This is a genomic window from Algoriphagus lutimaris (assembly GCF_017051705.1).
GTDB classification, from domain to species: Bacteria; Bacteroidota; Bacteroidia; order Cytophagales; family Cyclobacteriaceae; genus Algoriphagus; species Algoriphagus lutimaris.
This window is the reverse complement of sequence record NZ_JAFIDJ010000004.1, coordinates 192,208-213,602: the sequence shown is the minus strand read 5'-3', so window position 1 is coordinate 213,602 and position 21,395 is coordinate 192,208. Positions and strand designations below refer to the sequence as shown.

22 protein-coding genes are annotated in these 21,395 nt (G+C 38.4%); 11 read left to right on the top strand and 11 right to left on the bottom strand.

Going from position 1 to position 21,395, the window contains the following annotated elements; all coding sequences use genetic code 11:
- The 5 genes from JYB62_RS19405 (at window position 1) to JYB62_RS19385 (ending at window position 5,389) form a co-directional block, all read left to right on the top strand.
- Complete coding sequence (locus JYB62_RS19405) at window positions 1–654, top strand: HAD family hydrolase (RefSeq protein WP_205647053.1); 654 nt, start codon at window positions 1–3, stop codon at window positions 652–654.
- A gap of 1 nt (window position 655) precedes the next feature.
- On the top strand, window positions 656–1,624 hold the full coding sequence (gene hemB, locus JYB62_RS19400; RefSeq protein ID WP_205647052.1) for a porphobilinogen synthase: 969 nt from the start codon (window positions 656–658) through the stop codon (window positions 1,622–1,624).
- A 524-nt stretch (window positions 1,625–2,148) separates the two neighbouring features.
- Window positions 2,149–3,444 (top strand): ammonium transporter, encoded by a 1,296-nt coding sequence (locus JYB62_RS19395; protein WP_205647075.1) that lies wholly within the window; start codon window positions 2,149–2,151, stop codon window positions 3,442–3,444.
- Window positions 3,445–3,541: 97 nt separating this feature from the next.
- Entirely contained in the window at window positions 3,542–4,729 is a 1,188-nt protein-coding gene (locus JYB62_RS19390) for a porin (RefSeq protein WP_205647051.1), read from the top strand.
- A 300-nt stretch (window positions 4,730–5,029) separates the two neighbouring features.
- Complete coding sequence (locus tag JYB62_RS19385) at window positions 5,030–5,389, top strand: hypothetical protein (protein WP_205647050.1); 360 nt, start codon at window positions 5,030–5,032, stop codon at window positions 5,387–5,389.
- Window positions 5,390–5,422: 33 nt separating this feature from the next.
- Here the strand turns inward: JYB62_RS19385 and JYB62_RS19380 are convergent, their stop codons facing one another.
- Both JYB62_RS19380 and dnaK read right to left on the bottom strand, forming a co-directional pair.
- Window positions 5,423–5,797, bottom strand: coding sequence for a co-chaperone GroES (locus JYB62_RS19380; protein WP_074226194.1), 375 nt, complete (start codon window positions 5,795–5,797; stop codon window positions 5,423–5,425).
- Window positions 5,798–5,875: 78 nt separating this feature from the next.
- On the bottom strand, window positions 5,876–7,795 hold the full coding sequence (gene dnaK / locus JYB62_RS19375) for a molecular chaperone DnaK (RefSeq protein ID WP_205647049.1): 1,920 nt from the start codon (window positions 7,793–7,795) through the stop codon (window positions 5,876–5,878).
- Between the two features lie 235 nt (window positions 7,796–8,030).
- Here dnaK and JYB62_RS19370 point away from each other — a divergent pair, with 235 nt between their 5' ends.
- Together JYB62_RS19370 and JYB62_RS19365 are read left to right on the top strand one after the other, a co-directional pair.
- Window positions 8,031–8,198, top strand: a complete 168-nt coding sequence (locus JYB62_RS19370; protein ID WP_205647048.1) for a hypothetical protein — start codon at window positions 8,031–8,033, stop codon at window positions 8,196–8,198.
- A 36-nt stretch (window positions 8,199–8,234) separates the two neighbouring features.
- Window positions 8,235–9,044 (top strand): MOSC domain-containing protein, encoded by an 810-nt coding sequence (locus JYB62_RS19365; protein WP_205647047.1) that lies wholly within the window; start codon window positions 8,235–8,237, stop codon window positions 9,042–9,044.
- A 53-nt stretch (window positions 9,045–9,097) separates the two neighbouring features.
- Here JYB62_RS19365 and hemE read toward each other — a convergent pair whose 3' ends face one another.
- From hemE to truA, 6 genes are all read right to left on the bottom strand, one after another.
- Window positions 9,098–10,123 carry a uroporphyrinogen decarboxylase gene (hemE, locus tag JYB62_RS19360; protein ID WP_205647046.1) on the bottom strand — a complete coding sequence of 342 codons (1,026 nt, stop codon included), beginning with the start codon at window positions 10,121–10,123 and terminating at the stop codon, window positions 9,098–9,100.
- 113 nt (window positions 10,124–10,236) lie between these two features.
- The gene (locus tag JYB62_RS19355; RefSeq protein ID WP_205647045.1) at window positions 10,237–10,770 is read right to left on the bottom strand and encodes a hypothetical protein; all 534 of its coding nucleotides are present in this window, start codon (window positions 10,768–10,770) and stop codon (window positions 10,237–10,239) included.
- A 95-nt stretch (window positions 10,771–10,865) separates the two neighbouring features.
- Window positions 10,866–11,390: a hypothetical protein gene (locus JYB62_RS19350; RefSeq protein WP_205647044.1), complete on the bottom strand. Its 525-nt coding sequence runs from the start codon at window positions 11,388–11,390 to the stop codon at window positions 10,866–10,868.
- A 2-nt stretch (window positions 11,391–11,392) separates the two neighbouring features.
- The gene (locus JYB62_RS19345) at window positions 11,393–11,977 is read right to left on the bottom strand and encodes a hypothetical protein (RefSeq protein WP_205647043.1); all 585 of its coding nucleotides are present in this window, start codon (window positions 11,975–11,977) and stop codon (window positions 11,393–11,395) included.
- A gap of 32 nt (window positions 11,978–12,009) precedes the next feature.
- Complete coding sequence (locus JYB62_RS19340) at window positions 12,010–13,782, bottom strand: ABC transporter ATP-binding protein (protein WP_205647042.1); 1,773 nt, start codon at window positions 13,780–13,782, stop codon at window positions 12,010–12,012.
- Between the two features lie 6 nt (window positions 13,783–13,788).
- On the bottom strand, window positions 13,789–14,547 hold the full coding sequence (gene truA / locus JYB62_RS19335) for a tRNA pseudouridine(38-40) synthase TruA (RefSeq protein ID WP_205647041.1): 759 nt from the start codon (window positions 14,545–14,547) through the stop codon (window positions 13,789–13,791).
- Window positions 14,548–14,648: 101 nt separating this feature from the next.
- Here truA and JYB62_RS19330 point away from each other — a divergent pair, with 101 nt between their 5' ends.
- On the top strand, window positions 14,649–15,125 hold the full coding sequence (locus tag JYB62_RS19330) for a DUF4293 domain-containing protein (RefSeq protein ID WP_205647040.1): 477 nt from the start codon (window positions 14,649–14,651) through the stop codon (window positions 15,123–15,125).
- A 404-nt stretch (window positions 15,126–15,529) separates the two neighbouring features.
- Complete coding sequence (locus JYB62_RS19325) at window positions 15,530–16,630, top strand: trans-sulfuration enzyme family protein (RefSeq protein WP_205647039.1); 1,101 nt, start codon at window positions 15,530–15,532, stop codon at window positions 16,628–16,630.
- A gap of 291 nt (window positions 16,631–16,921) precedes the next feature.
- Here the strand turns inward: JYB62_RS19325 and JYB62_RS19320 are convergent, their stop codons facing one another.
- Together JYB62_RS19320 and JYB62_RS19315 are read right to left on the bottom strand one after the other, a co-directional pair.
- Window positions 16,922–17,287, bottom strand: a complete 366-nt coding sequence (locus JYB62_RS19320; RefSeq protein WP_205647038.1) for a cupin domain-containing protein — start codon at window positions 17,285–17,287, stop codon at window positions 16,922–16,924.
- A gap of 105 nt (window positions 17,288–17,392) precedes the next feature.
- On the bottom strand, window positions 17,393–18,133 hold the full coding sequence (locus JYB62_RS19315) for an MBL fold metallo-hydrolase (RefSeq protein WP_205647037.1): 741 nt from the start codon (window positions 18,131–18,133) through the stop codon (window positions 17,393–17,395).
- A 232-nt stretch (window positions 18,134–18,365) separates the two neighbouring features.
- Between JYB62_RS19315 and JYB62_RS19310 the strand changes: the two genes are divergently transcribed.
- Together JYB62_RS19310 and JYB62_RS19305 are read left to right on the top strand one after the other, a co-directional pair.
- Entirely contained in the window at window positions 18,366–18,755 is a 390-nt protein-coding gene (locus JYB62_RS19310) for a PAS domain-containing protein (protein WP_317194689.1), read from the top strand.
- On the top strand, window positions 18,752–19,597 hold the full coding sequence (locus tag JYB62_RS19305; protein WP_205647036.1) for an MBL fold metallo-hydrolase: 846 nt from the start codon (window positions 18,752–18,754) through the stop codon (window positions 19,595–19,597). Before JYB62_RS19310 ends, JYB62_RS19305 begins: the two co-directional genes overlap by 4 nt.
- Window position 19,598: 1 nt before the next feature.
- On the opposite strand, the gene JYB62_RS19300 is transcribed toward JYB62_RS19305, so the two are convergent.
- Window positions 19,599–21,137 (bottom strand): YifB family Mg chelatase-like AAA ATPase, encoded by a 1,539-nt coding sequence (locus tag JYB62_RS19300; protein WP_205647035.1) that lies wholly within the window; start codon window positions 21,135–21,137, stop codon window positions 19,599–19,601.
- Window positions 21,138–21,395 lie beyond the last annotated feature (258 nt).

Genomic DNA, 21,395 nt, shown 5'->3' with positions numbered 1-21,395 from the left:
ATGCTTAAAGCAGTGATATTCGATATGGATGGAGTCATTTGTCATACCAATCCATATCATTCTGTCGCTTTTCAGCAATTCTTCGCCAAGAGAAATTTGAATCCTTCTGAGGAAGAATATCAAGAGCATATGTATGGGAAAAATAATGGTTACATATTGAGCCATTTCTTAGGTAGAAAGATTGATGGGGAAGAGTTGGCCATTTTAGAAGATGAAAAGGAGAGTTTGTTCTGGGAGATCTACAAAACAGAAGTAGATCCGATTCCCGGCTTTATGCCATTCTTCCAAAATTTAAAAAAATCAAGTTTGCCTACTGCGGTAGCCACTTCAGCTCCTAGAGCGAATCTAGAATTAATTATTAATACCCTGGAAATTTCAAATTTAATGAATTCTCAATTGGCTTCAGAAGATGTTATAAAACATAAGCCTGACCCAGAAGTGTATTTGAAGTCCGCTGATAATTTAGGTATTACTCCTTCAGAATGTTTGGTATTTGAGGACTCCTTCTCGGGAGCAAGTGCTGGATTAAATGCCGGAATGAAAGTAGTAGGTGTGTTGTCAAGCCATTCTAAAGAGGAGCTTCCAGCATGTCACTATTATATAGAGAATTATTTGGGGCTGGATTTAGCACATTTAAAGGAATTATTTAAATAATATGCAAAGAAGACCAAGAAGAAATAGAAAATCAGAGGTGGTTCGAAGTTTAGTTGAAGAAACCTCTGTTTCAGTTAAGGATTTGATCCTTCCTTTGTTTCTTGTTTCCGGAACAGGGAAAAGAGTGGCAGTGGATTCCATGCCAGGGATTTACAGGTTCTCCATAGATACCATGCTTTCAGAGATCGAATCTTGTTTAAATCTTGGAATAACATCCTTTGATGTTTTTCCGGCTTACCCTGAAGAGTTGAAAGATGCAAAGGCTACTGAAAGTTTCAATCCCGAAACTTTTTATTTGAAGGCTTTGAAGGAAATTAAAAAGCAGTTTCCTGAAGTTTGCTTGATGTCTGATGTAGCTATGGATCCATATAGTAGTGATGGACATGATGGAATAGTTAAGGATGGGAAAGTACTGAATGACGAGACTTTAGAAGTGCTGGGGAGAATGTCTTTGGCACAAGCTGATGCCGGGGTGGATATTTTGGGTCCTTCCGACATGATGGATGGTAGAGTAGGGTATATAAGGGATCTTTTAGACGGACATGGTTACACAGATACTTCTATCATGTCTTATACCGCTAAATACGCCAGTGCATTTTACGGGCCTTTTAGAGATGCTCTTGATTCCGCTCCCAAATTCGGAGATAAAAAGACCTACCAAATGGATTGTGCCAATTCTAAAGAGGCTTTGATTGAAGCAGATTTGGATATGGAGGAAGGAGCGGACTTTTTAATGGTAAAACCCGCGCTGTCCTATTTGGATATCATTAAGCTATTAAGTGATAATTACCCATTGCCTATAGCCGCCTATAATGTTTCTGGTGAGTATAGTATGGTGAAAGCTGCGGCCGAGAGGGGATGGCTAGATGGGGAAAGGGCTATGTTAGAGATTTTGACCAGTATTAAAAGGTCAGGAGCTAAGATCATTTTAACCTATTTTGCAAAAGAATATGCACAACTCGGGCGATAAAATAACTTGCAGTTTCAAATTTTAGTATAAACCGGATTTTTTCCGGTTTTTTTGTGAAATAGAGTCTTTATTTTACTCTATTCTTGAAAGAAACGGTAGTTTTTGTGGTTGATCGGTTAAAAAAAAATGTAGAAAGTGAATTTTTATATTTTTTGTAAAACGAGATAAAAATACTAAAATCTTGTTTTTTTTATTTTTTTAAAATAAAATACTGTTTTAGATGCTTTAAAATTAATTTTATTCTAAAAGCCTGTTTTAGAAATCGTTTCCGAAGAATAAAGAGGATTTTTACCAAATATTATTCTTTCTATATGTTGGGTATAAAAATCATTGAAATCATGGTATTTTTTGCAAAATCGTTAAAAAATGGCTTAAAAAATAACCAACTATCTTAGTAAATATGTGATTTTTTGAAAATGCCTATTTGTTTTATTGGTAATAAACTATTTACATTCGATTTGAGAATTCTCTTCAAACCTATATTAAATTCTGAAAATCAATTCAAAATTTCTATAAAACCTATGATGTATTTCGCACCCCTGTTGGCCCAAGATGCGGCCGCGACAATGGATGTTTCTGCGGCATTGACGCAAAACATCCTCACCACCAACAATGTTTGGATGATGCTTTCTACAGCGCTCGTGTTTATTATGCACTTGGGCTTCGCAGGCGTTGAAGCTGGTTTTGGTCAAGCCAAAAACACAGTAAACATTCTTTTCAAGAACACGATTACTCCGATTCTTGGAATTTTAACCTATGCAATAGCTGGGTTCTATTTAATGTATCCAGGATTTGAAACTCCAGGATGGTTTGGGTTTGATGCCTCTGGCTGGAGCATGTTTTGGTTCTCTCCAGGTGATGCTGATGTAACTGCAGACTATGCTGATGCCGGCTATACTTACTGGACGGATTTTTTATTCCAAGCAATGTTTGCTGCTACAGCGGCTACCATTGTATCTGGAGCTATTGCTGAGCGTGTGAAGCTTTGGTCTTATTTGATTTTCACCTTATTCTTTGTGGGAATTGTTTATCCGATCATCGGAAGTTGGAAATGGGGTGGAGGAGCTCTTGATGCAATGGGTTTCTATGATTTTGCAGGTAGTACTTTGGTTCACTCCGTTGGAGGCTGGGGTGCTTTGGCAGGTGTAATCCTTGTTGGACCAAGAATCGGTAAATATGTAAATGGAAAAACAGTAGATAAGCCTGGAGCTTCTGTTCCATTGGCAGTAATTGGTGTTTTTCTTCTTTGGTTAGGATGGTTTGGATTTAATGGCGGTTCCGTCCTTTCTGCAGACCCTGCTTTAGTTTCCTTTGTACTGGTAACTACTAGTCTCGCCGCTTGTGCTGGTGGAATGGGTGGTTTCTTGGCTGGATACTTTGTTTTCAAAAGATTGGATCTCGGAATGGTGTTGAATGGAGTGCTTGCCGGTCTAGTCGGCATAACTGCAGGAGCTGATGTAATCAACCCTGGTTCTGCGGTTATTGTAGGGTTTATCGCGGGGATTTTGGTAGTACTTTCTGCTGTATTGTTAGATAGCCTTAAACTCGATGATGTGGTTGGTGCAGTGTCTGTTCACTTGACTTGCGGTGTATGGGGTACTTTAGCAGTAGGCATTTTTTCTACAAATCCAGAGCATTCATTTATTACTCAATTGATGGGTGTATTGATTTGCGGTGCAACTGCATTTATTTCTGCTTTCATCATCTTCTACGTACTAAAAGTGACCGTAGGTATCAGAGTTTCTGAAGAGCATGAGAAAAGTGGTCTTGATTCTCATGAGCATGGTATCCGTGGATATACTATTGTATACGACGAATAAAAAAAAGCCTTCGATCGGAAAAAAACGCGACTCTCTTTCCGGTTTCGAAGGCTTAAATGGTCAACTATCTATTTATTAACCAACATTTAAAATTAAAATGAAAAATATTAATCTACTAATATTCGTAGGGATGTTCTTTGTCTCTACAATAAGTTTTGGACAAGAGGCAATTATTGTGGAAGAAGAAAAGGAACCATCCAAATTTACTTTTTCAGGTTCCGTGGATGCTTATTTCAGATCGAATTTTGGTGCACCGAATAAGGGTGAAAATTATCAAGCTCCTGCTAGTTCTTTTGGTAACTTACCTGGATTTTCTCTAGGTATGGCCAATATTATTGCGACGTACGAGGGAGAAAAAGTAGGGGCGGTTGCTGATTTGGTATTTGGACCTAGGGGAGAAGACGCGGTTTTTGGTTCTCCTTTATATGCTGGAGGAATGGCTGGAAGTTCTCAAATCATAAATCAATTATATGTGTATTGGAATGTGACCGACGCAGTCACCTTGACTTTTGGTAACTTCAATACATTCTTAGGGTATGAGGTGATTTCTCCAACAGGGAATTTCAACTATTCTACTTCTTACATGTTCTCTTATGGTCCATTTTCTCATACTGGTTTGAAAGCTGATTTCGCTATATCTGAAAAGTGGTCTTTAATGGCTTCAGTGATGAACCCGACGGATATTACAGAGTTTAATCCTTTTGGTACTTATACTTTTGGAGCTCAACTAGGTTATAGCACAGGCTCGGGAAGTACCTTTCTGAATTTTGTCTATGGAGATAATGATGGTAAATTAATCAACAATGGAGATCTTATCCCAGGTCAAGTTTCCTATGGAAATACTTTTCAGGTGGATCTCACAACAGGTTTTGATTTATCAGACGTTTGGTATCTTGGAGTAAATACTACCTATAACTCCACGAGTGGTGGGGAAGAGTTTGATGGGGCAGATATATTTTCACTAGAAGATAATAATGCAGGGTTCTACGGTTTTGCAGGATATCTGCAAGCTTCCACTTCAGAGAATTTTGCAATAGGTCTTAGAGGTGAGTATTTTAGTGTCTTTAATAGTGGTTTAGAGGGAGTTGTAGGAACTGGTCCAAATGGAGATGGGAATGTATTTGCATTTACGCTTTCAGGTAATGCGAAGATTGGAAATAACTTAACCTTGATCCCGGAAATTAGATTGGATACGATGAGCGAGGAAGATTATTTCCTTAATAAAGATCTAGCAGGAAGTAAGAGTTTGTCTTCATTTCTCTTGGCAGCAGTATTTGCTTTCTAAAAAATAAACAGGGTCTATTGTCAATAAAGCCGGGGTGATTTTCACTCCGGTTTTTTTATTTTGGAGATAAAGTAGCAGTGATATAGGGTAAAATAATGCCTTCATGTATAAGGTATTTCTTCAAAAGATTAAAAGTTCGTTATTTTTAAAACGAAATATAATAAAAGAGTCTAACGATATTGGTATCAGGTATTAAAATATAATTTCTGATTTTTACCAATTTCATTGAATATATATTGTTTTATTGAAACAAAAAGATTGGTTTTGAGTATATTATTCAAAATCAACCAAAGTAGATCGATGAAAAGACCGTTTATAATTATAGCGGCCATGTTTATTGCTGTTGCATCTTATTCACAGAGTGTTACTGGCCCTAAAGCAAAAAATGCGAAAGTATCAGATAGGACCAAAAATGCAATACAAGTAGCGTACTATGAGCAACCAGAAACTTTAAAAGGTCCGGCTGCCAAAAATGCTAAAGTTTGGGAAAGGTCTGGAACTCAATCGATGATTTATACCAGAAGTAATGTTGAAAATCCGAAGGGTTTAAAAGCTAAAAACAGAAAAGTATGGGAAGATCCAGAATTATCTGTTACAGGTTCGAAAGCAAGTTACATTTTACCAAAATCCATGCGGCCTAAAAAGTTTTGGTGGCATTAATAAAAATAAAAGCCCGGTTTTGCCGGGCTTTTTTTATAGTTCTTGCTCTCTTTCTAGCATTAGAATTGAACTTTGGGGGACTACATGATATTTTTCACCTCCATAAATCACCTCAAAAGATCCATTTAATAGGAAAATTGCTAAATCCCCCTCCTTTGCTTGAAGCGGAACATACTTAATTGGTTCTTCTTTATCCATCCACGGTTCAGGATCTTCTGTGGGCATAGGGATAGGGTATCCTGGGCCTGTTTTGATGATGTATCCTTGTTGGACTTTTTCTTTTTCCTGAACACCGGGAGGAAGATATAAGCCTGAACCGGTTTTTTCATTTGGCTTCTTTAGCTTTATCAAAACTCTGTCCCCAACGACGATCAGGTTTTTTAATTTATTGTCAGCTGTCAGTTCCATTTCTTAAAATCTAGAATAAACAAATAACGGCACCTGTTAGCTATAACAGATGCCGCATTTAGTTGGTTTAGACGAAAATTATTTTTTGTCTTCGCTAACTTCTTCGTAATCTACATCAGAAACTCCATCTCCAGAAGTTCCTTCATCTGCACCCGATGTTGCATCAGGACCTGCTTGAGCGCCTTCCGCACCGGCAGCATTATACATTTCTTGTGAAGCAGCTTCCCATGCTTTATTCAACCCTTCCATAGCAGGCTCTAGACCCTCTACGTTTTGAGACTGATGAGCAGTCTTCAATGTTTCAAGTGCTGAATTAATTGCAGTTTTGTTTCCTTCAGAAAGCTTGTCACCGTATTCTTTCAATTGCTTTTCAGTCTGGAAGATTAAGCTATCAGCTTGATTTAATTTTTCTATCTTCTCTTTTTCAGCTTTATCCGCAGCAGCATTTGCTTCAGCTTCATTTTTCATTCTGTCGATTTCCTCTTGAGAAAGTCCTGAAGATGCTTCAATCTTAATTTTTTGCTCTTTACCAGTTCCTTTATCTTTTGCAGATACATTTAGAATACCATTGGCATCAATATCAAAGGTTACTTCGATTTGTGGAACACCTCTTTGAGCTGGCGGAATATCAGTAAGTTGGAATCTACCAATTGTTCTGTTGTCTTTCGCCATTGGCCTTTCACCTTGAAGGACGTGGATATCTACCGCAGGCTGGTTATCAGCAGCTGTAGAGAATACCTCTGATTTCTTTGTTGGAATTGTGGTGTTAGATTCAATCAATTTGGTGAATACTCCACCCATTGTTTCGATACCTAGAGAAAGAGGAGTCACATCAAGTAGTAACACATCTTTTACTTCACCAGTCAATACACCACCTTGGATTGCAGCTCCAATTGCTACTACCTCATCAGGGTTTACTCCTTTAGATGGCTTCTTGCCAAAGAACTTCTCAACTTCTTCTTGGATTTTAGGGATTCTGGTAGATCCACCAACCAAGATTACTTCATCAATGTCGGAAGGACTTAATCCAGCATCATCCAATGCTTTTTTACAAGGCTCCATTGATCTTCTTACAAGATCTTCTGAAAGTTGCTCAAACTTTGCTCTGCTAAGAGTTCTTACCAAGTGCTTTGGACCGGTTTGAGTTGCTGTGATGTATGGTAAGTTAATCTCTGTAGAAGAAGAACTTGAAAGTTCGATTTTAGCTTTTTCAGCAGCTTCTTTCAATCTCTGAAGGGCCATTGGATCTTGTCTTAGATCAATTTGCTCTTCGCTTTTAAATTCATCTGCTAACCAGTTGATAATTACTTGGTCGAAGTCGTCTCCTCCTAAATGAACGTCACCGTTGGTAGACTTCACTTCGAAAACACCGTCACCAAGTTCCAAGACTGAAATATCAAATGTACCACCACCTAGGTCATACACTGCAATTTTCATGTCCTGATTCTTTTTATCCATACCATAAGCCAATGCCGCAGCAGTAGGCTCATTGATAATTCTTTTAACTTCAAGGCCTGCGATCTGTCCAGCTTCTTTCGTAGCTTGACGCTCAGAGTCATTAAAGTAAGCAGGAACAGTAATAACTGCTTCTGTTACTTCTTGTCCCAAAAAGTCCTCTGCAGTGGTCTTCATTTTTTGAAGAATCATTGCGGAAAGCTCCTGAGGAGTATAAGATCTGTCACCGATTTTAACTACAATGGTGTCATTTGATCCCTTTTCTACTTTATAAGAGGCATGTTTTTTCTCTTCAGAGACTTCAGAGAACTTTTTACCCATAAATCTTTTTACTGATGAAATCGTATTTGCAGGGTTGGTGATTGCTTGACGTTTTGCAGGATCACCTACTTTGCGTTCTCCATTTCCATTGTCAAGAAAAGCCACTATTGAAGGAGTGGTTCTTCTCCCTTCGCTGTTTTGGATGACTACAGGCTCATTACCCTCCATTACGGCTACGCAGGAGTTGGTGGTACCCAAGTCAATGCCGATAATTTTTCCCATAATTATATCTATTTAAGTTTTTTCAAATGATTACAAGCACCTTTCTTCAAGGGATGTGCCATTGCAAAAAACTAAGGTATTTGTGTCAGTTTGTCAGAAATGTTGGCAGTGCCCATTCTGATTTTTTACAGAAGTGTCACTCTGAATGGGGAAATCTTCCAATTATGACAGATTCTTGATTTTTATGAATTCCTTTTGCAACCTTCTTCTTTCATTCTGCATCTACCTAGTTAGAATGAAGGACTTTTTTAAAGGAAATAGCGAGCGATTTAAATGGATCTTGGTGTTTTTGATTGGGACAGGATTCATTCAATTGAATGCCCAGTTTGATATCATACTCATTTGCTGGGAGTTTTTTAAGTCCAATATTTCTGTCTATTCTATTGGAAAATATTTGGGATAAACTGTTCTTTCCTAGAGAACTCCCTTATTTTTAAGGATGCAATTAAATCTCGCAATTCAGGATATTTATATTTATCCAATTAAATCCTTGGGAGGGGTTCGTGTAGAAGAAGCATGGGTAGAGGAAAGAGGTTTTCTTCATGATAGAAGGTGGATGCTCGTAGACCAAGATGGAACCTTTGTTACTCAAAGAGAGCACCCCCAATTAGCCCTACTCCAGGTAGTATTGGCAAAAGAGGCTTTACTGGTTTTCGATAAAAATGACAGGGGAAGCCAGATTAGAATCCCTTTCGATAAAACCACTTCCCAACAAATCGAAGTAACAGTCTGGGATGACGTCATGTTTGCCGAAAGAGTAGGGACTGAATTTGATAAATGGTTTCAGAAGAAATTAGGGATGAAGGTGTTTTTGGTGAAAATGCCTCACACTACCCAAAGAAAAGTAGACCCTAAGTATGCCAAAAATGGAGAAATTGTCAGCTTTGCAGACGGGATGCCTTACTTGCTGATTGGTCAGTCTTCTTTACAGGAACTGAATTCCAAATTAGCTGATCCTGTACCCATGGATCGATTCAGGCCCAATATTGTTTTTTCTGGGGGAAGGGCTTTTTCCGAAGATGAAATGAATTCTATCCGGATCGGAGAGGTGGAGTTTGGGATTGTCAAGCCTTGCGCTAGATGTGTGCTGACTACTGTGGACCAGGAGACTGGGAAAAAAGGGAAGGAACCACTAGCTACTTTAGCAAGCTTTCGTACAAAAAACAATAAAGTGTTGTTTGGTCAAAATATGGTGGCGCTTAGTTTGGGCAAAGTAAAAGTGGGAGATTCTCTTATTGTAATTGAATAACATGAAAAAGCCCAACTCATTTTTTGAATTGGGCTTTCATTAGTTAGATCTGTTTATTTAAAATCTTTTACAGCCTGGATAAAGACTTTGACCATTTCTGGGTCTATATCCGGATATACTCCATGTCCTAAATTAGCAATGTGTCTCGATCCACGGAACTGTTCCATCATATCCAAAGTAGCAGCTCTTACTTGCTCCGGGTTTCCATATAAAGCGGCAGGGTCTAGGTTGCCTTGAAGGGTTTTATTCTCTCCTATTAATTTTCTAGACTCCTCAATCCCCATATTCCAGTCGAGACCAATCGTCTCGCAATTTAAGTTACCCATTTCTTCCCTTGCGAAGAATGCGCCTTTCGCAAATACGGTAACTGGAACCTCAGTAATGGCATCGCAAATCTGAGAGATGTAGCGATGGGAAAATTCTGCATATTGTTTAGGCCCTAAGATTCCGGCCCAACTGTCAAACACTTGAATTAAATCTGCTCCTGCTTTTACTTGAGCTTGAAGATAATTGATGGTGCTGTCCGTAATCATTTGCAAAAGTTCATGCGAAAATGAAGGTTGGGTATAGAGCATTTGTCTTGCTTTAGAAAATGTCTTGCTACCACTACCTTCGACCATATAGGCAAAAATAGTCCATGGAGCTCCTGCAAATCCAATCAAAGGAACTCGGCCATTGAGGTTTTTCTTGGTGATTTCAATTGCTTTGATCACGTAACTCAAATCATTGGCGCCATCTGCAATCCTTAATTTCTTTAGATCTGCGCTGCTATTGACCGTGTTGGGAAACCAAGGACCTCGTTTTTCCACCATTTCATAAGGAAGCCCCATTGCTTCAGGGATCACTAAGATATCTGAAAAAATAATGGCAGCATCTACCCCTAAATGGTCCACGGGCTGAATGGTCACTTCAGCAGCCAATTCAGGTGTTTGTGCTAATTCAATAAACCCGCTGACACTTTCTCTGACAGCTCTATATTCCGGTAGTATTCTACCCGCCTGGCGCATCAACCAAACGGGTGTTCTTTCAACTGGTTCCCCTTTGGCAGCGCGTAGCAAAAGATCATTTTGTAATTGCATGTCGCAAAGATAACAGCCAATTTAAATTTGGCATCGAAAAATGTTGACATAAAAAAACAGGATCTCTGTAAAACATAAATCCTGTCTGTGGTAATCTGTTGGTTTAGTATATTTTAATGCTTGTTTTTCAATTCAATTCTTTTGAAATCCTCGTCTGTCAATCCTAAATATTTGGTTACGGCTTCATAGTCAGTAAGGTCCACTCGGGCAGAAGCAAATTCTCCTGGAACTACCACAACTCTGAATAACTGATCTCTAGTCCATTCAGGTCCTAATAAACTGTAATCAAGCGGGCCATCAAGAAATAGACTAAAATCACTACTGGTAAAGTCATAATTGTACATCAATACACCATCTTCAAAGAAAACAGTTTGAGGTAATGCTCTCCAGATCGGAGTACCGTTGTCTGACTCCCATTGGATAAATGAAAGAACCACATCGCTATCAAAAATAGGAGGGTCAAAAGTGAAAATCTCTTGATAGTTATTGTTTTCAGTAAAATCAACTTCAACTTCAAAAACTTCAGACACAATGTTCACACCATCTTGTCCATCCAAACCATCTAATCCAGGAGGTCCTTGAGGACCTTCACACGCTTGAAATATTATTAGACCAATTAGTCCAAATAGGGCGGTAATTTTTCTCATATTAGCTTGGTTTAATTTTGACATAGTTCTTTTCACGGCAATAACTGTGCTTGGGTTGGTATAATTTTTCAACTGCCTTTGTTAAAAAAACCTAATTAGTTGATTCCCTGGATGGGAGCCAGTACCTGAACTTCTGATTTCGAAACGATTTTATCAATGAAAATCCCTGTTAATTGAATGTCATGTTGCAGGGCATATTCTTTCAGTTTTTCCTGTACCGTAGTGGGGTTGGGCATCACCCATTTGTTGCTTTTAATAGAGGCCAGCAAGAAACTAGTTTCTTTGAAATCCATTACCTTAAAGTCTTCAATGGGTAATTTTTGATCAATCCCAATAAACACTTCCATGGTATCTAGCTTTCCTGCAGGTTCACTGTAATAGATGGTATGCAAAGAGCTTCCCGGATGCAAACCTTTTTGGGCTTCTACACTTTTAAAAGCTCTTTCCAACACAGGATCCTGTGGAGTTCCACGGTAATGAATACCCACTAAAGTTGGAGGATGGTTTTCAATCACAACAATTTCGATAGGAGTATTCCCTCCTAATTGATCAAAACCCCAATAGCCTGCAATAATAATAGTAATTAATGCAATGGCTCCTATGCCAATTTTCTTGATCATGTTTAGAATAGGTAACGGACTCCGATCCCGCCTTGCGCTTTCATATGTCCAACTCTGTCTAATAACTCCAGAAAAAGCCCAAATTCCGCAAAGACATTCATGGGTAGGTCTGAGAAATAATATTCAGACCCAATAAATGCTTCCGGTCCAAAGTCTACATTGGTTCGGTTTTCAGTTCTAAGATTTCCATTGGAAACCTGATTGACCTCATAGCTGTAATTCACCTTGGTGGTTCTCAGTTGAATTCCAGCACCACCATAGGCCAATAAATAGCCCTGAGTGATCCCAAAACTGTCTGTGAAATCCTCATGATAGGCAGATCTTACATTGAAAGAAACGCCTTTCGAAACGGAATGGCCGATGTAAAATGCATTGGATGCAGGAGGGTTACTTTCAAAATCCTTTTGATAATAACTGGCTCCGTTGACTCCAGCGCTACCTATCATTCCTTCAATGGAAATGTAATCGCTGATAAAGTCTTTATAGGTGATGGATAAAGGTTCTCCAAGTCGAATTCCTACTCCTCTTTCCTGAGCAAAACTGAAGAATGGGATAAATAGAATGAGTGCTAAAACTTTTAATTTCACAGGGTAATCTTTTTATTGGTTTAGTGTTCGGCTTAAATAGCCATTGTTTTCAATTGCATCTGGTGAAGCTGTGTATAGTGGCCTCCCAGTTCAAGTAATTCTGTATGGGTGCCAGTTTCTACGATTTCGCCTTTGTTTAAGACAATAATTTTATCGGCTTTTTGAATAGTGGAAAGGCGGTGGGCGATGACTATAGAAGTTCTTCCTTTCATCATCTTGTCGATCGACTCCTGAATCAATTCCTCCGTTTCGGTGTCTACAGAGGAAGTAGCTTCATCAAGAATGATGATTTCTGGGTTATATACCATTGCACGGACAAAGGATATTAATTGTCTTTGCCCTACTGATAAAGTGGCTCCTCTTTCCATTACATTGTAATCTAATCCACCAGGAAGTCGCTCAATGAATTTTCGTGCGCCCACTTGCTCTGCCGCATCTAAGACTTGTTCTCTAGAAATGGAAGGGTTACCTAAGGTGATATTATAATAGATGGTGTCAGAAAACAGAAATACATCTTGTAATACCACTCCGATGTGCTTTCGTAAAATCCCTAAGTCAAAGTCACGGATATCCATCCCATCAATGGAAATAACTCCTTCATTGATTTCATAAAAACGAGAAATCAGGTTAATTATTGAGGATTTGCCAGCTCCAGTTGCACCAACCAATGCAACTGTTTGCCCACTTTTAACTTCAAAATTGATGTCTTTTAAAACATACTCATCATTGTTGTAGGCAAACCATACATGCTCCAGACTGATATTTCCTTTTACCGACTCGGGTTTAAATTCTCCTTCATTCGCAATATGTTCATCACTCTCCAATAATTTGAAAATCCTGGAAGAACTTACCACGCCCATTTGAAGGGTATTAAAACGGTCAGCGATCATTCGAATGGGGCGGAAAAAAAGTTGCAAGTACATAATGAAGGAAATTAAAATCCCCACTTGTAAATCCATTCCTAGAACGCCCACTGCTCCATACCAAACAACCAATCCAATTCCTATTGCCTGAATAATTTCTGCTACAGGGAAATAGATGGAATAATAAAGGACCGATTTGATGTGTGCAGTCCGATGCTCTTTGTTGATTTCCTTGAATTTTTCAAACTCATGATCTTCCCTATTAAAGATCTGAACGATATTCATTCCTGTGATGTGTTCCTGCAGAAAGGAATTGAGGTTGGAAACTGCATTACGTACATCATTGAATGTGACTTTGATTTTCTCCTTAAATATATAGGTGGAGATAATCATCAATGGAAGTGTACATAAACTGACCAGGGTCAACTTCCAGTCAATATAAAACATCACGCCAAGTATGGTCACGAGTTGAAGTAGGTCACCAATAATTGCTGCCAAGCCTTCGCTAAAAACATCTGCTAAGGTTTCTATATCCGAAACATTTCGTGTTACCAATCTTCCAATGGGAGTATTATCAAAAAACTTTAGGCGTAATTTCAATAAATGCTTATAGAGATTGATCCGAATGTCTTTGATAATCACTTGGCCTATCCATCCCGAATAAAAAGTGTGAGCCCATTGGACCAACGCCTGAAGGATCATTAATCCTACCAAAATATAGATGATCTTCAATAAACCAGGAGCGTCTCCTTTGGCCACGTAATCATCGATAGCAACCTGAATGAAATAAGGTCTGGTCGGTGCTAAGGCCGCCATAGCAATGGTCAAAAACACCAGGAAATAAAATTGGGCTCGATACGGCTTGACATGACTGTAAAGCTGCTTGAGTACTTGGGTGTCTACAATTTCACCGGATGATTGCTTTTCTTTTTCTAGGCTCAAAATTTCTTAGTCTAAATAAATTAGTTCTGGGTATTTAATCCGGCTTAAAAAAAGCCCTTTTGCAGGAGCTGATTTCCCCGCTTTCGTTCGGTCTTTTGACAAAATAATTTTTTCCATGTCCTCTGGACTTCTTTTACCAAGTCCAATTTCCATTAAAGTACCGACAATTGCTCTCACCATTCCACGTAAAAAACGGTTTGCGGTTATATGAAATACCAATTCATTGTCGTTTTGTTCCCAATGGGCAGAAAATATTTTGCATCGGAAATGGTTTACTTCGGTATTTACTTTGCTGAAACACTCGAAATCCTCCTGAATTAACAAAGCTTCTATGGCTTGGTTCATTTTTGATACATCAGGTTGGAAATAACTTAGCCAAGCTAAATCTTCCAGGAATGGATCCTTTCGGAATATGATTCTGTAGAAATAAGACCTCTCGTCCGCATCAAAACGGGCATGGGCTTCTTTTTTTACTTCACGGATTCTATGAATCGCTATTTCCTTTGGTAAAATACCATTGATTGCTTTCAAGAATCTGAATTGATCAATTTCCTGCTCCCAATCAAAATGACATACCTGCATGGAGGCATGTACGCCAGTATCAGTTCTGCCGCTACCCATAATAGAAATTTCACTTCTGAAGTAGGTGGAAAGAGCTGATTCAAGGCATTCCTGAACGGTAAAAGCATTATTTTGCTTTTGCCAGCCATGAAAGGGAGTCCCTTTATAGCTTAATTCAAGAAAATATCGTTTGGTTTGGTTCATCGGGTGCAAAGATACTATTCCAACTCAAAAGAGGTAGAGAAACCTTCAATCCTTGTGATTGATCTGATAAGCCTGTTAATTTGCAAAAAATTTCAAATCTAATGATTCAACGAGTTCAAACAATATTCCTGTTTTTAGTGGCAGTCGCTATGGGGATAACCTTAAGTATGGAAATTTGGCATCAAGTGATTCCGGATTCTGGAGAAAGTTTTTCTTTAACAGCGCTCTTTTTGGAAAAATATGATTCTTCGGGGGAAGAACTGCTTTCAGAATCAAAGTGGTATATCGCTGCATTGGCCTCATTTGTAGGGTTTTTGGCAATTATTTCGATTTTCCAATTTAGAAATAGAGGTAGGCAAATGATGTTGAATATGGTCAATTCATTGGTCATGGTAGGCTTGGTTGCTACCATTTTCATTACTACTAATGGAATTAATTCTGAACTTTCTTTATCTCAAAGCGGGGATTACAAGATAGGTTTTTGGGTCGTTCTTGCTGCCATGGTTTGTAATATGCTTGCCAACCGATTCATTAGAAAAGATGAAGCTTTGGTGAGATCAGTAGATAGAATCAGGTAAATCCTTCTGATAAAATTGAAAAAGCCAGCATCAGCTGGCTTTTTTTTGTTACCAAAACCTAATTCCAACGGTAGGATAATAAATCTTGAAGTTTTCTGTACTGATCACCTCTACTTGAATAGAAATATTTTTGTTGAGTTTTCGATTGAAAAATGCCTGCATGGTGATTACAGAAAATATCTGTTTGTTTTCTCAAATAGCCTTACTTAAAGTTTAAAGGATTCTCTTTAAAGTAAGGATATTTGATTTGGGTCTTTAGCAAAGGCAGAGTATTAGAAACTTCTGGTTTACAGAAAATCATGATCTTTACAGACGGAATAGATATTGGTGTAAAGCTTCTTCCTTTCTGGGGATAATTCTGCTAATTTCCATTTCTGATTACCAAGACATAAATAATCAAGAATATGAGATTTGAAACAATAGCAATTCATGGAGGGAATTTCGTCATGGATTCTGAAAAACCAGTAATCCAGCCGATCACTTTGAGTACTACTTTTATTCATCAGGAAAACTCCATGATCTATTCTCGGGCCAACAACCCCAATAGAGCTTCATTGGAAAAGCTACTAGCAAGTTTGGAGAGAGGAGAAGATGCAGCTGCCTTTAGTTCAGGGAATGCTGCTGGAATCGCTGTTTTTCAAGCTTTGGAGCCTGGTTCCCATATTATTGCACCAGATGATATGTACCATGGGTTGAAAAAAGGAATTTTGACTTTATTTGATGGAGTACTGGAAGCTTCATTTGTGGATATGACCGATTTAACCCAAGTGGAGACAGCTTTTCAGGAAAATACTAAATTGGTCTGGGTGGAAACTCCTTCTAATCCATTGTTGAAAATTTCCGATGTGGAGGCTATTTCAAAATTGGCTAGATCGAAAGGTGTTCTACTTGCCTGTGATAATACGTTTGCTACTCCTGTTTTTCAAAATCCTTTATTATTAGGTGCTGATATAGTCATGCATTCCAGTACCAAATATTTTGGTGGACATTCTGATATTTTAGGTGGGGCCTTGGTAACAAAAGAAAAAAATGAATTCTGGGATAAAATAAAAAATGTACAGACCACTGGAGGAGCAGTTCCTTCCCCAATGGATTGTTACTATCTATGTAGAAGTATTAAAACACTTCCTTATAGAATGAAAGGGCATGCCGAACATGCAATGGTATTGGCGAATTATTTATCTCAACATCCTAATATTGAAAAAGTGTATTATCCTGGCTTAAAGGGGCATCCAGGTCATGAAATTGCTTCTGGCCAGATGACAGGTTTTGGAGGAATACTTTCTTTTCAGGTAAAAGGTGATGCCTCAGCAGCAGATTTGCTGATTTCAAAGTTAAAGTATTATACAAATGCCACGAGCCTAGGAGGGGTGGAAAGCTTAATAGAAAGAAGGGCAGCTTCCGAGGGACCGGATACTAAAACTCCAGAAAATTTAATTAGACTCTCAGTGGGCTTAGAGCATTTAGATGATTTATTGGAGGATTTAGATAGGGCATTAAGCTAAAAAAAGGCCGCAAAAAATGCAGCCTCATTTCTTAAGGGAACTTAAGGTGGTGATTCAATCAACTTTTACTCATTTGATTTGATATTAAATTAAATACTTTTTTTTGAATATGAACTACGTTTTAAGAAATGTTTTTATTTTTTTCTGGAAAAATAGAATGATTTAAAGAAAATAGGCAGGTAGGAACTTAAAATCACTTTTCAATGGTCTTCTATTTATTACTTTTTTGATGTGCAGTATAATTTTTCAATCTTATTAATTTAAATGATCCTAAGTAAAGTCATATGGATTTTAAAGTCTTTTCAAATTTGACTGAGTTAAATCCCCAATCGTGTTACCTGTATTTAAGGTGGTAGCAGGTTCAAATAAAAGAACAGAGACTTCTTGTGAAGCGACAGGCCTGTGCTCAACTCCTTTTGGGACAATTAAGAAATCGTTTTTGATTAAATGAATCGTTTTATCTCTGAATTCCATATCAAACTCTCCCTCAAGGACTAAGAAAAGCTCATCTTCATGTACATGGTGGTGCCAAATGAACTCCCCTTTAAATTTAACCAGTTTTACATGTTGCTGATTTAGTTCGCCCACTATTCGAGGATTCCAATAATCTGAAAATTGAGCTAGTTTAGATGGGATAGAGACCTTATCTATGTTCATTTTTAATTTTGTTTTAGAACGTAATCTTGTCTTTTCATAGCTTATGTCCTTTTAATGACAATAAGTTTGAGCAAAAAAAATAGGCAAGATTAATTGCCTATTTTTTTAGTTTCTTGGATACCAGTTTTTAAGTCTTACTTCAACTTCAGGCGCTTGGGTATTGACCAAAGATTTGAATTTCTCAACATCAGCAAGGCCATCAGTACCCCTATAGTGATAAGGATAGACGATAGAAGGTTTAAATTCTGCAACAGCATCTGCAGCTTGATCTACATCCATTGTGTAAGGTAAGTTCATGCACACAAATGCTACGTCGATTTCTTTTAAATTTCGCATTTCAGGAATGTCTTCTGTATCTCCAGATAAGTAAATTTTTTTACCCCCCATACTTAATATATAGCCATTTCCTCTTCCTTTGGGATGCCTGCTATCATCTGTTTCTGGTAGATTGTACATAGGGATAGCGGAGATAAGAATTTCCGATACTTTTTGGCTTTGGCCATTACCCATCACTAATATTGACTTTGATTTGGATCCATCTAACTGGTCAGCCACTGCCTTTGGAGCTACTATAGTTGCTTTGCTCAAGTCCAGTCCACCCAAGGTCTCTTGGTTAAGATGGTCCCCATGAATATCGGTGATCAACACAATATCTGGAGTGTTTTGGCCATCAAATGCAGAAGCTCCTCCATAAGGATCTACATAGATTGTTTTTCCTTGATATTCTAAAACAAGGGTTCCATGTAAAATTGGAGTGATTTTGATGTCTCCCGAATTGGTAGAGATCAAATCTTGTCCAAATAATGTGATCGGTAAAAAGATTAGTGAAAATAAAATGTGTTTCATACTAAGTGGTTTTAATGCTTATTTTAAGTTACATAACTTGTTGAAAATTTGAAATTTATCCAGATGAATCCGCTCTGGAAAACTGATCCTACATAACTGTTTCCCAGGGGTTTTGTTATCAGTGCCCTGATTCGGAAAACAGATTTGGATTATTGACAAGTTGTGCAGGTATTTTTATAAAATAATTGCTATATTCTATCACTTTTCGCATTTTAACTAAATCATAAGATCAGTGCAACCAATAGAAATGATTTTAGGTAGGCAATTTGCAGATAGCATGAGCATGCCGGTATTTTTAGTTGACACAGAAGGGACACTTGTTTTTTATAACGAACCTGCTGAAGCTATTCTTGGGTTAAGGTTTGGTGAAACCGGAAGTATGCCTGTAGAGGAATGGTCTACGGTTTTTACCCCTACGGATATGGATGGGAACCCCTTACCACCAGAAGGACTTCCATTGGTTCAGACTTTAACGAATCGAAGACCGGCTCACGGTTCATTTTATATTAAAAATTTAAAAGGAGAGCGCCATCTTATTACGGTGACCTCAATTCCACTGGAAGGGAGGCCTAATAGGTTTTTAGGAGCTATAGCATTATTCTGGAATTCTAATTTCTCATGATTATAAAAGTTTGGGGCTGTAGGGGATCTTTACCGTCTCCGGGGCCTGAAAATATTATTTATGGAGGGAATACCTCTTGTGTTCAGGTGTTGTATAAGGATACCTGTGTGATCTTGGATGGAGGCTCTGGAATTCAAAGGCTGGGGAAGTTTTTAAACCCTAATTTTAAAGAAGTCCACATTCTTTTGACTCATTTGCACATAGATCATACCATGGGGTTGGGCTTTTTTCAACCTTTATACCACCCTGACATAACAGTCCATATTTGGGGGCCTTCTACCACAGTCGAACCGTTATTGCATAGACTCAGAAGGTATTTTTCTCCACCCTTATTTCCTGTAAGGATGAATGAACTTCCGAACCATCCAGTGATTCATGAGATTGATAATTCTGAATTTATGATTGGGGAACTTAAAATCAAGTCTGAATATATTTGTCACCCTGGCCCAACTTTAGGATTTAGGATTGATGATGGGGAATGTGTATTTACTTATTTGCCAGACCACGAACCATTTTTGGGCTCGGCTAATTTTCCTTATGACCCCGAGTGGACAAGTGGGTTTGAGTTGGCTAGAAATGCGGATTTATTGCTGCATGATGGAGAATACACCGAAGAAGAATATAAAAGTAAAATTGGATGGGGGCATAGCTCAATTGATGGAGCCATCGACTTTGGTCGGCTTTGTGGTGTTCGAAAAATGGGGATTTTTCATCATGACCCTTTAAATTCAGATGAGAAATTGGAAGAAATTTTTAAACAAAGTATGGAGTTTAAAAATCCTCAATTTATTGTCGAGCTCTGTAAGGAAGGCAGTGTTTATAATTTAGGTGGTGGAGAATAAATTAACCAGCCCATCCCTCTCGATCCAGACTTCTATATTGTATGGCTTCGGCGATATGTTCCACCTTTATTTGTTCAGATTCAGAAATATCAGCTATGGTTCTAGCTACTTTTAAAATTCTGTCATAAGCTCTCGCTGAAAGTCCAAGTCTTTCCATCGCTGTTTTCAAAAGAACTTTGCCTGCATCATTGATTGCACAGACTTCTTTCACCTGATGGGAGGGCATCATGGCATTGCAAAATACTTCTGGATTATCTTTAAAACGTTCTTTTTGACGCTCTCGACCTGTGATGACCCGTTCTCGAATTTTTTGACTTGACTCGCTTTTGCGGGTAGAAGTCATTTCTTCAAACTTTACAGGAGTGACTTCTACATGTAAATCAATTCGATCCAGAAGTGGGCCTGAAACTTTGTTTAAGTACCGCTGGACTATTCCTGGACCACATACGCATTCTTTATCCGGGTGATTATAATAACCACAGGGGCAGGGGTTCATGCTGGCGATCAACATGAAATTTGCAGGGTAATCCACTGATACCTTTGCTCTTGAAATAGTCACTTTACGTTCTTCCAAAGGCTGTCGCATTACCTCCAACACCGTTCTTTTGAATTCAGGTAGTTCATCTAAAAACAAAACCCCATTATGAGCAAGCGAAATCTCTCCTGGTTGAGGATTTCCGCCACCACCTACGAGCGCTACATCTGAGATCGTATGATGAGGACTTCGAAATGGTCTTTGTGCAAGCAAACTTCCATTCTTGTCTAATTTTCCCGCTACAGAATGTATTTTAGTGGATTCCAATGCTTCCTGTAAGGTCAAAGGAGGTAAAATGGATGGAAGTCTTTTGGCCAACATGGTTTTTCCTGCTCCAGGAGGGCCAATCATGATCACATTATGACCACCTGCAGCTGCTATCTCCATGGCGCGTTTGATATTTTCCTGCCCTTGAACATCGGCAAAATCAAATTCGCTTTCATTTAAAGAGTGGTAGAAAATATCCCTGGTATCAGTAATCAAGGGATCTATTTTTAAATCACCTTGTAAAAATTGCGACGCTTCTTCCAGAGTTTTGACTGGAATGATATCCAGATTATTGACAATGGATGCCTCTTGTGCATTTTCTGAGGGGAGTATAAATCCCTTAAATCCCTTTTTACGAGCTTCTATAGCAATCGGCAATACTCCCTTGATCGGCCTCAGCTTACCGTCCAGTGCTAATTCTCCCATGATGATGTACTGCTCTAGTTCGGGAAACTCTACTTGCTCTGATGCTTGTAGAATCCCCATCGCAATGGGCAAATCATAGGAAGAGCCCTCTTTTCTAATGTCTGCTGGAGCTAAATTAATGACTACCTTTTGTCGGGGCATTCTGTATCCAAAATATTTAAGAGCAGATTCTACACGTTGCTGGGATTCTTTGACTGCAGAATCAGGTAACCCTACCATGTAAAAACTGGTCCCTTGTCCCACATTTACTTCGATCGTAATCAGGTTTGCATCTACGCCTGAGACTGCACTTCCAAAAGTTTTTGCTACCATAATTAAAAAAGAAAAGGTTCTTTTATTTAATATACATCTTTAGTTGAATTAAATCCTTGTTTTTACAGGAATTTCACTGATTTAGGTTTAAGCAGAACTAGGGTTGCGTTTAATCCATGGATACCAAAGACGCTTAGTTCTCAGTGATGCCTCTAAATATCTTGAATAATAGAATGGTTTCATTTTCAATCTCGAAAAAACAAAAAATTTAGATTTTGCGAGCTTGATCAAATGCAGGCAGATGTTAGGATTAGGGGA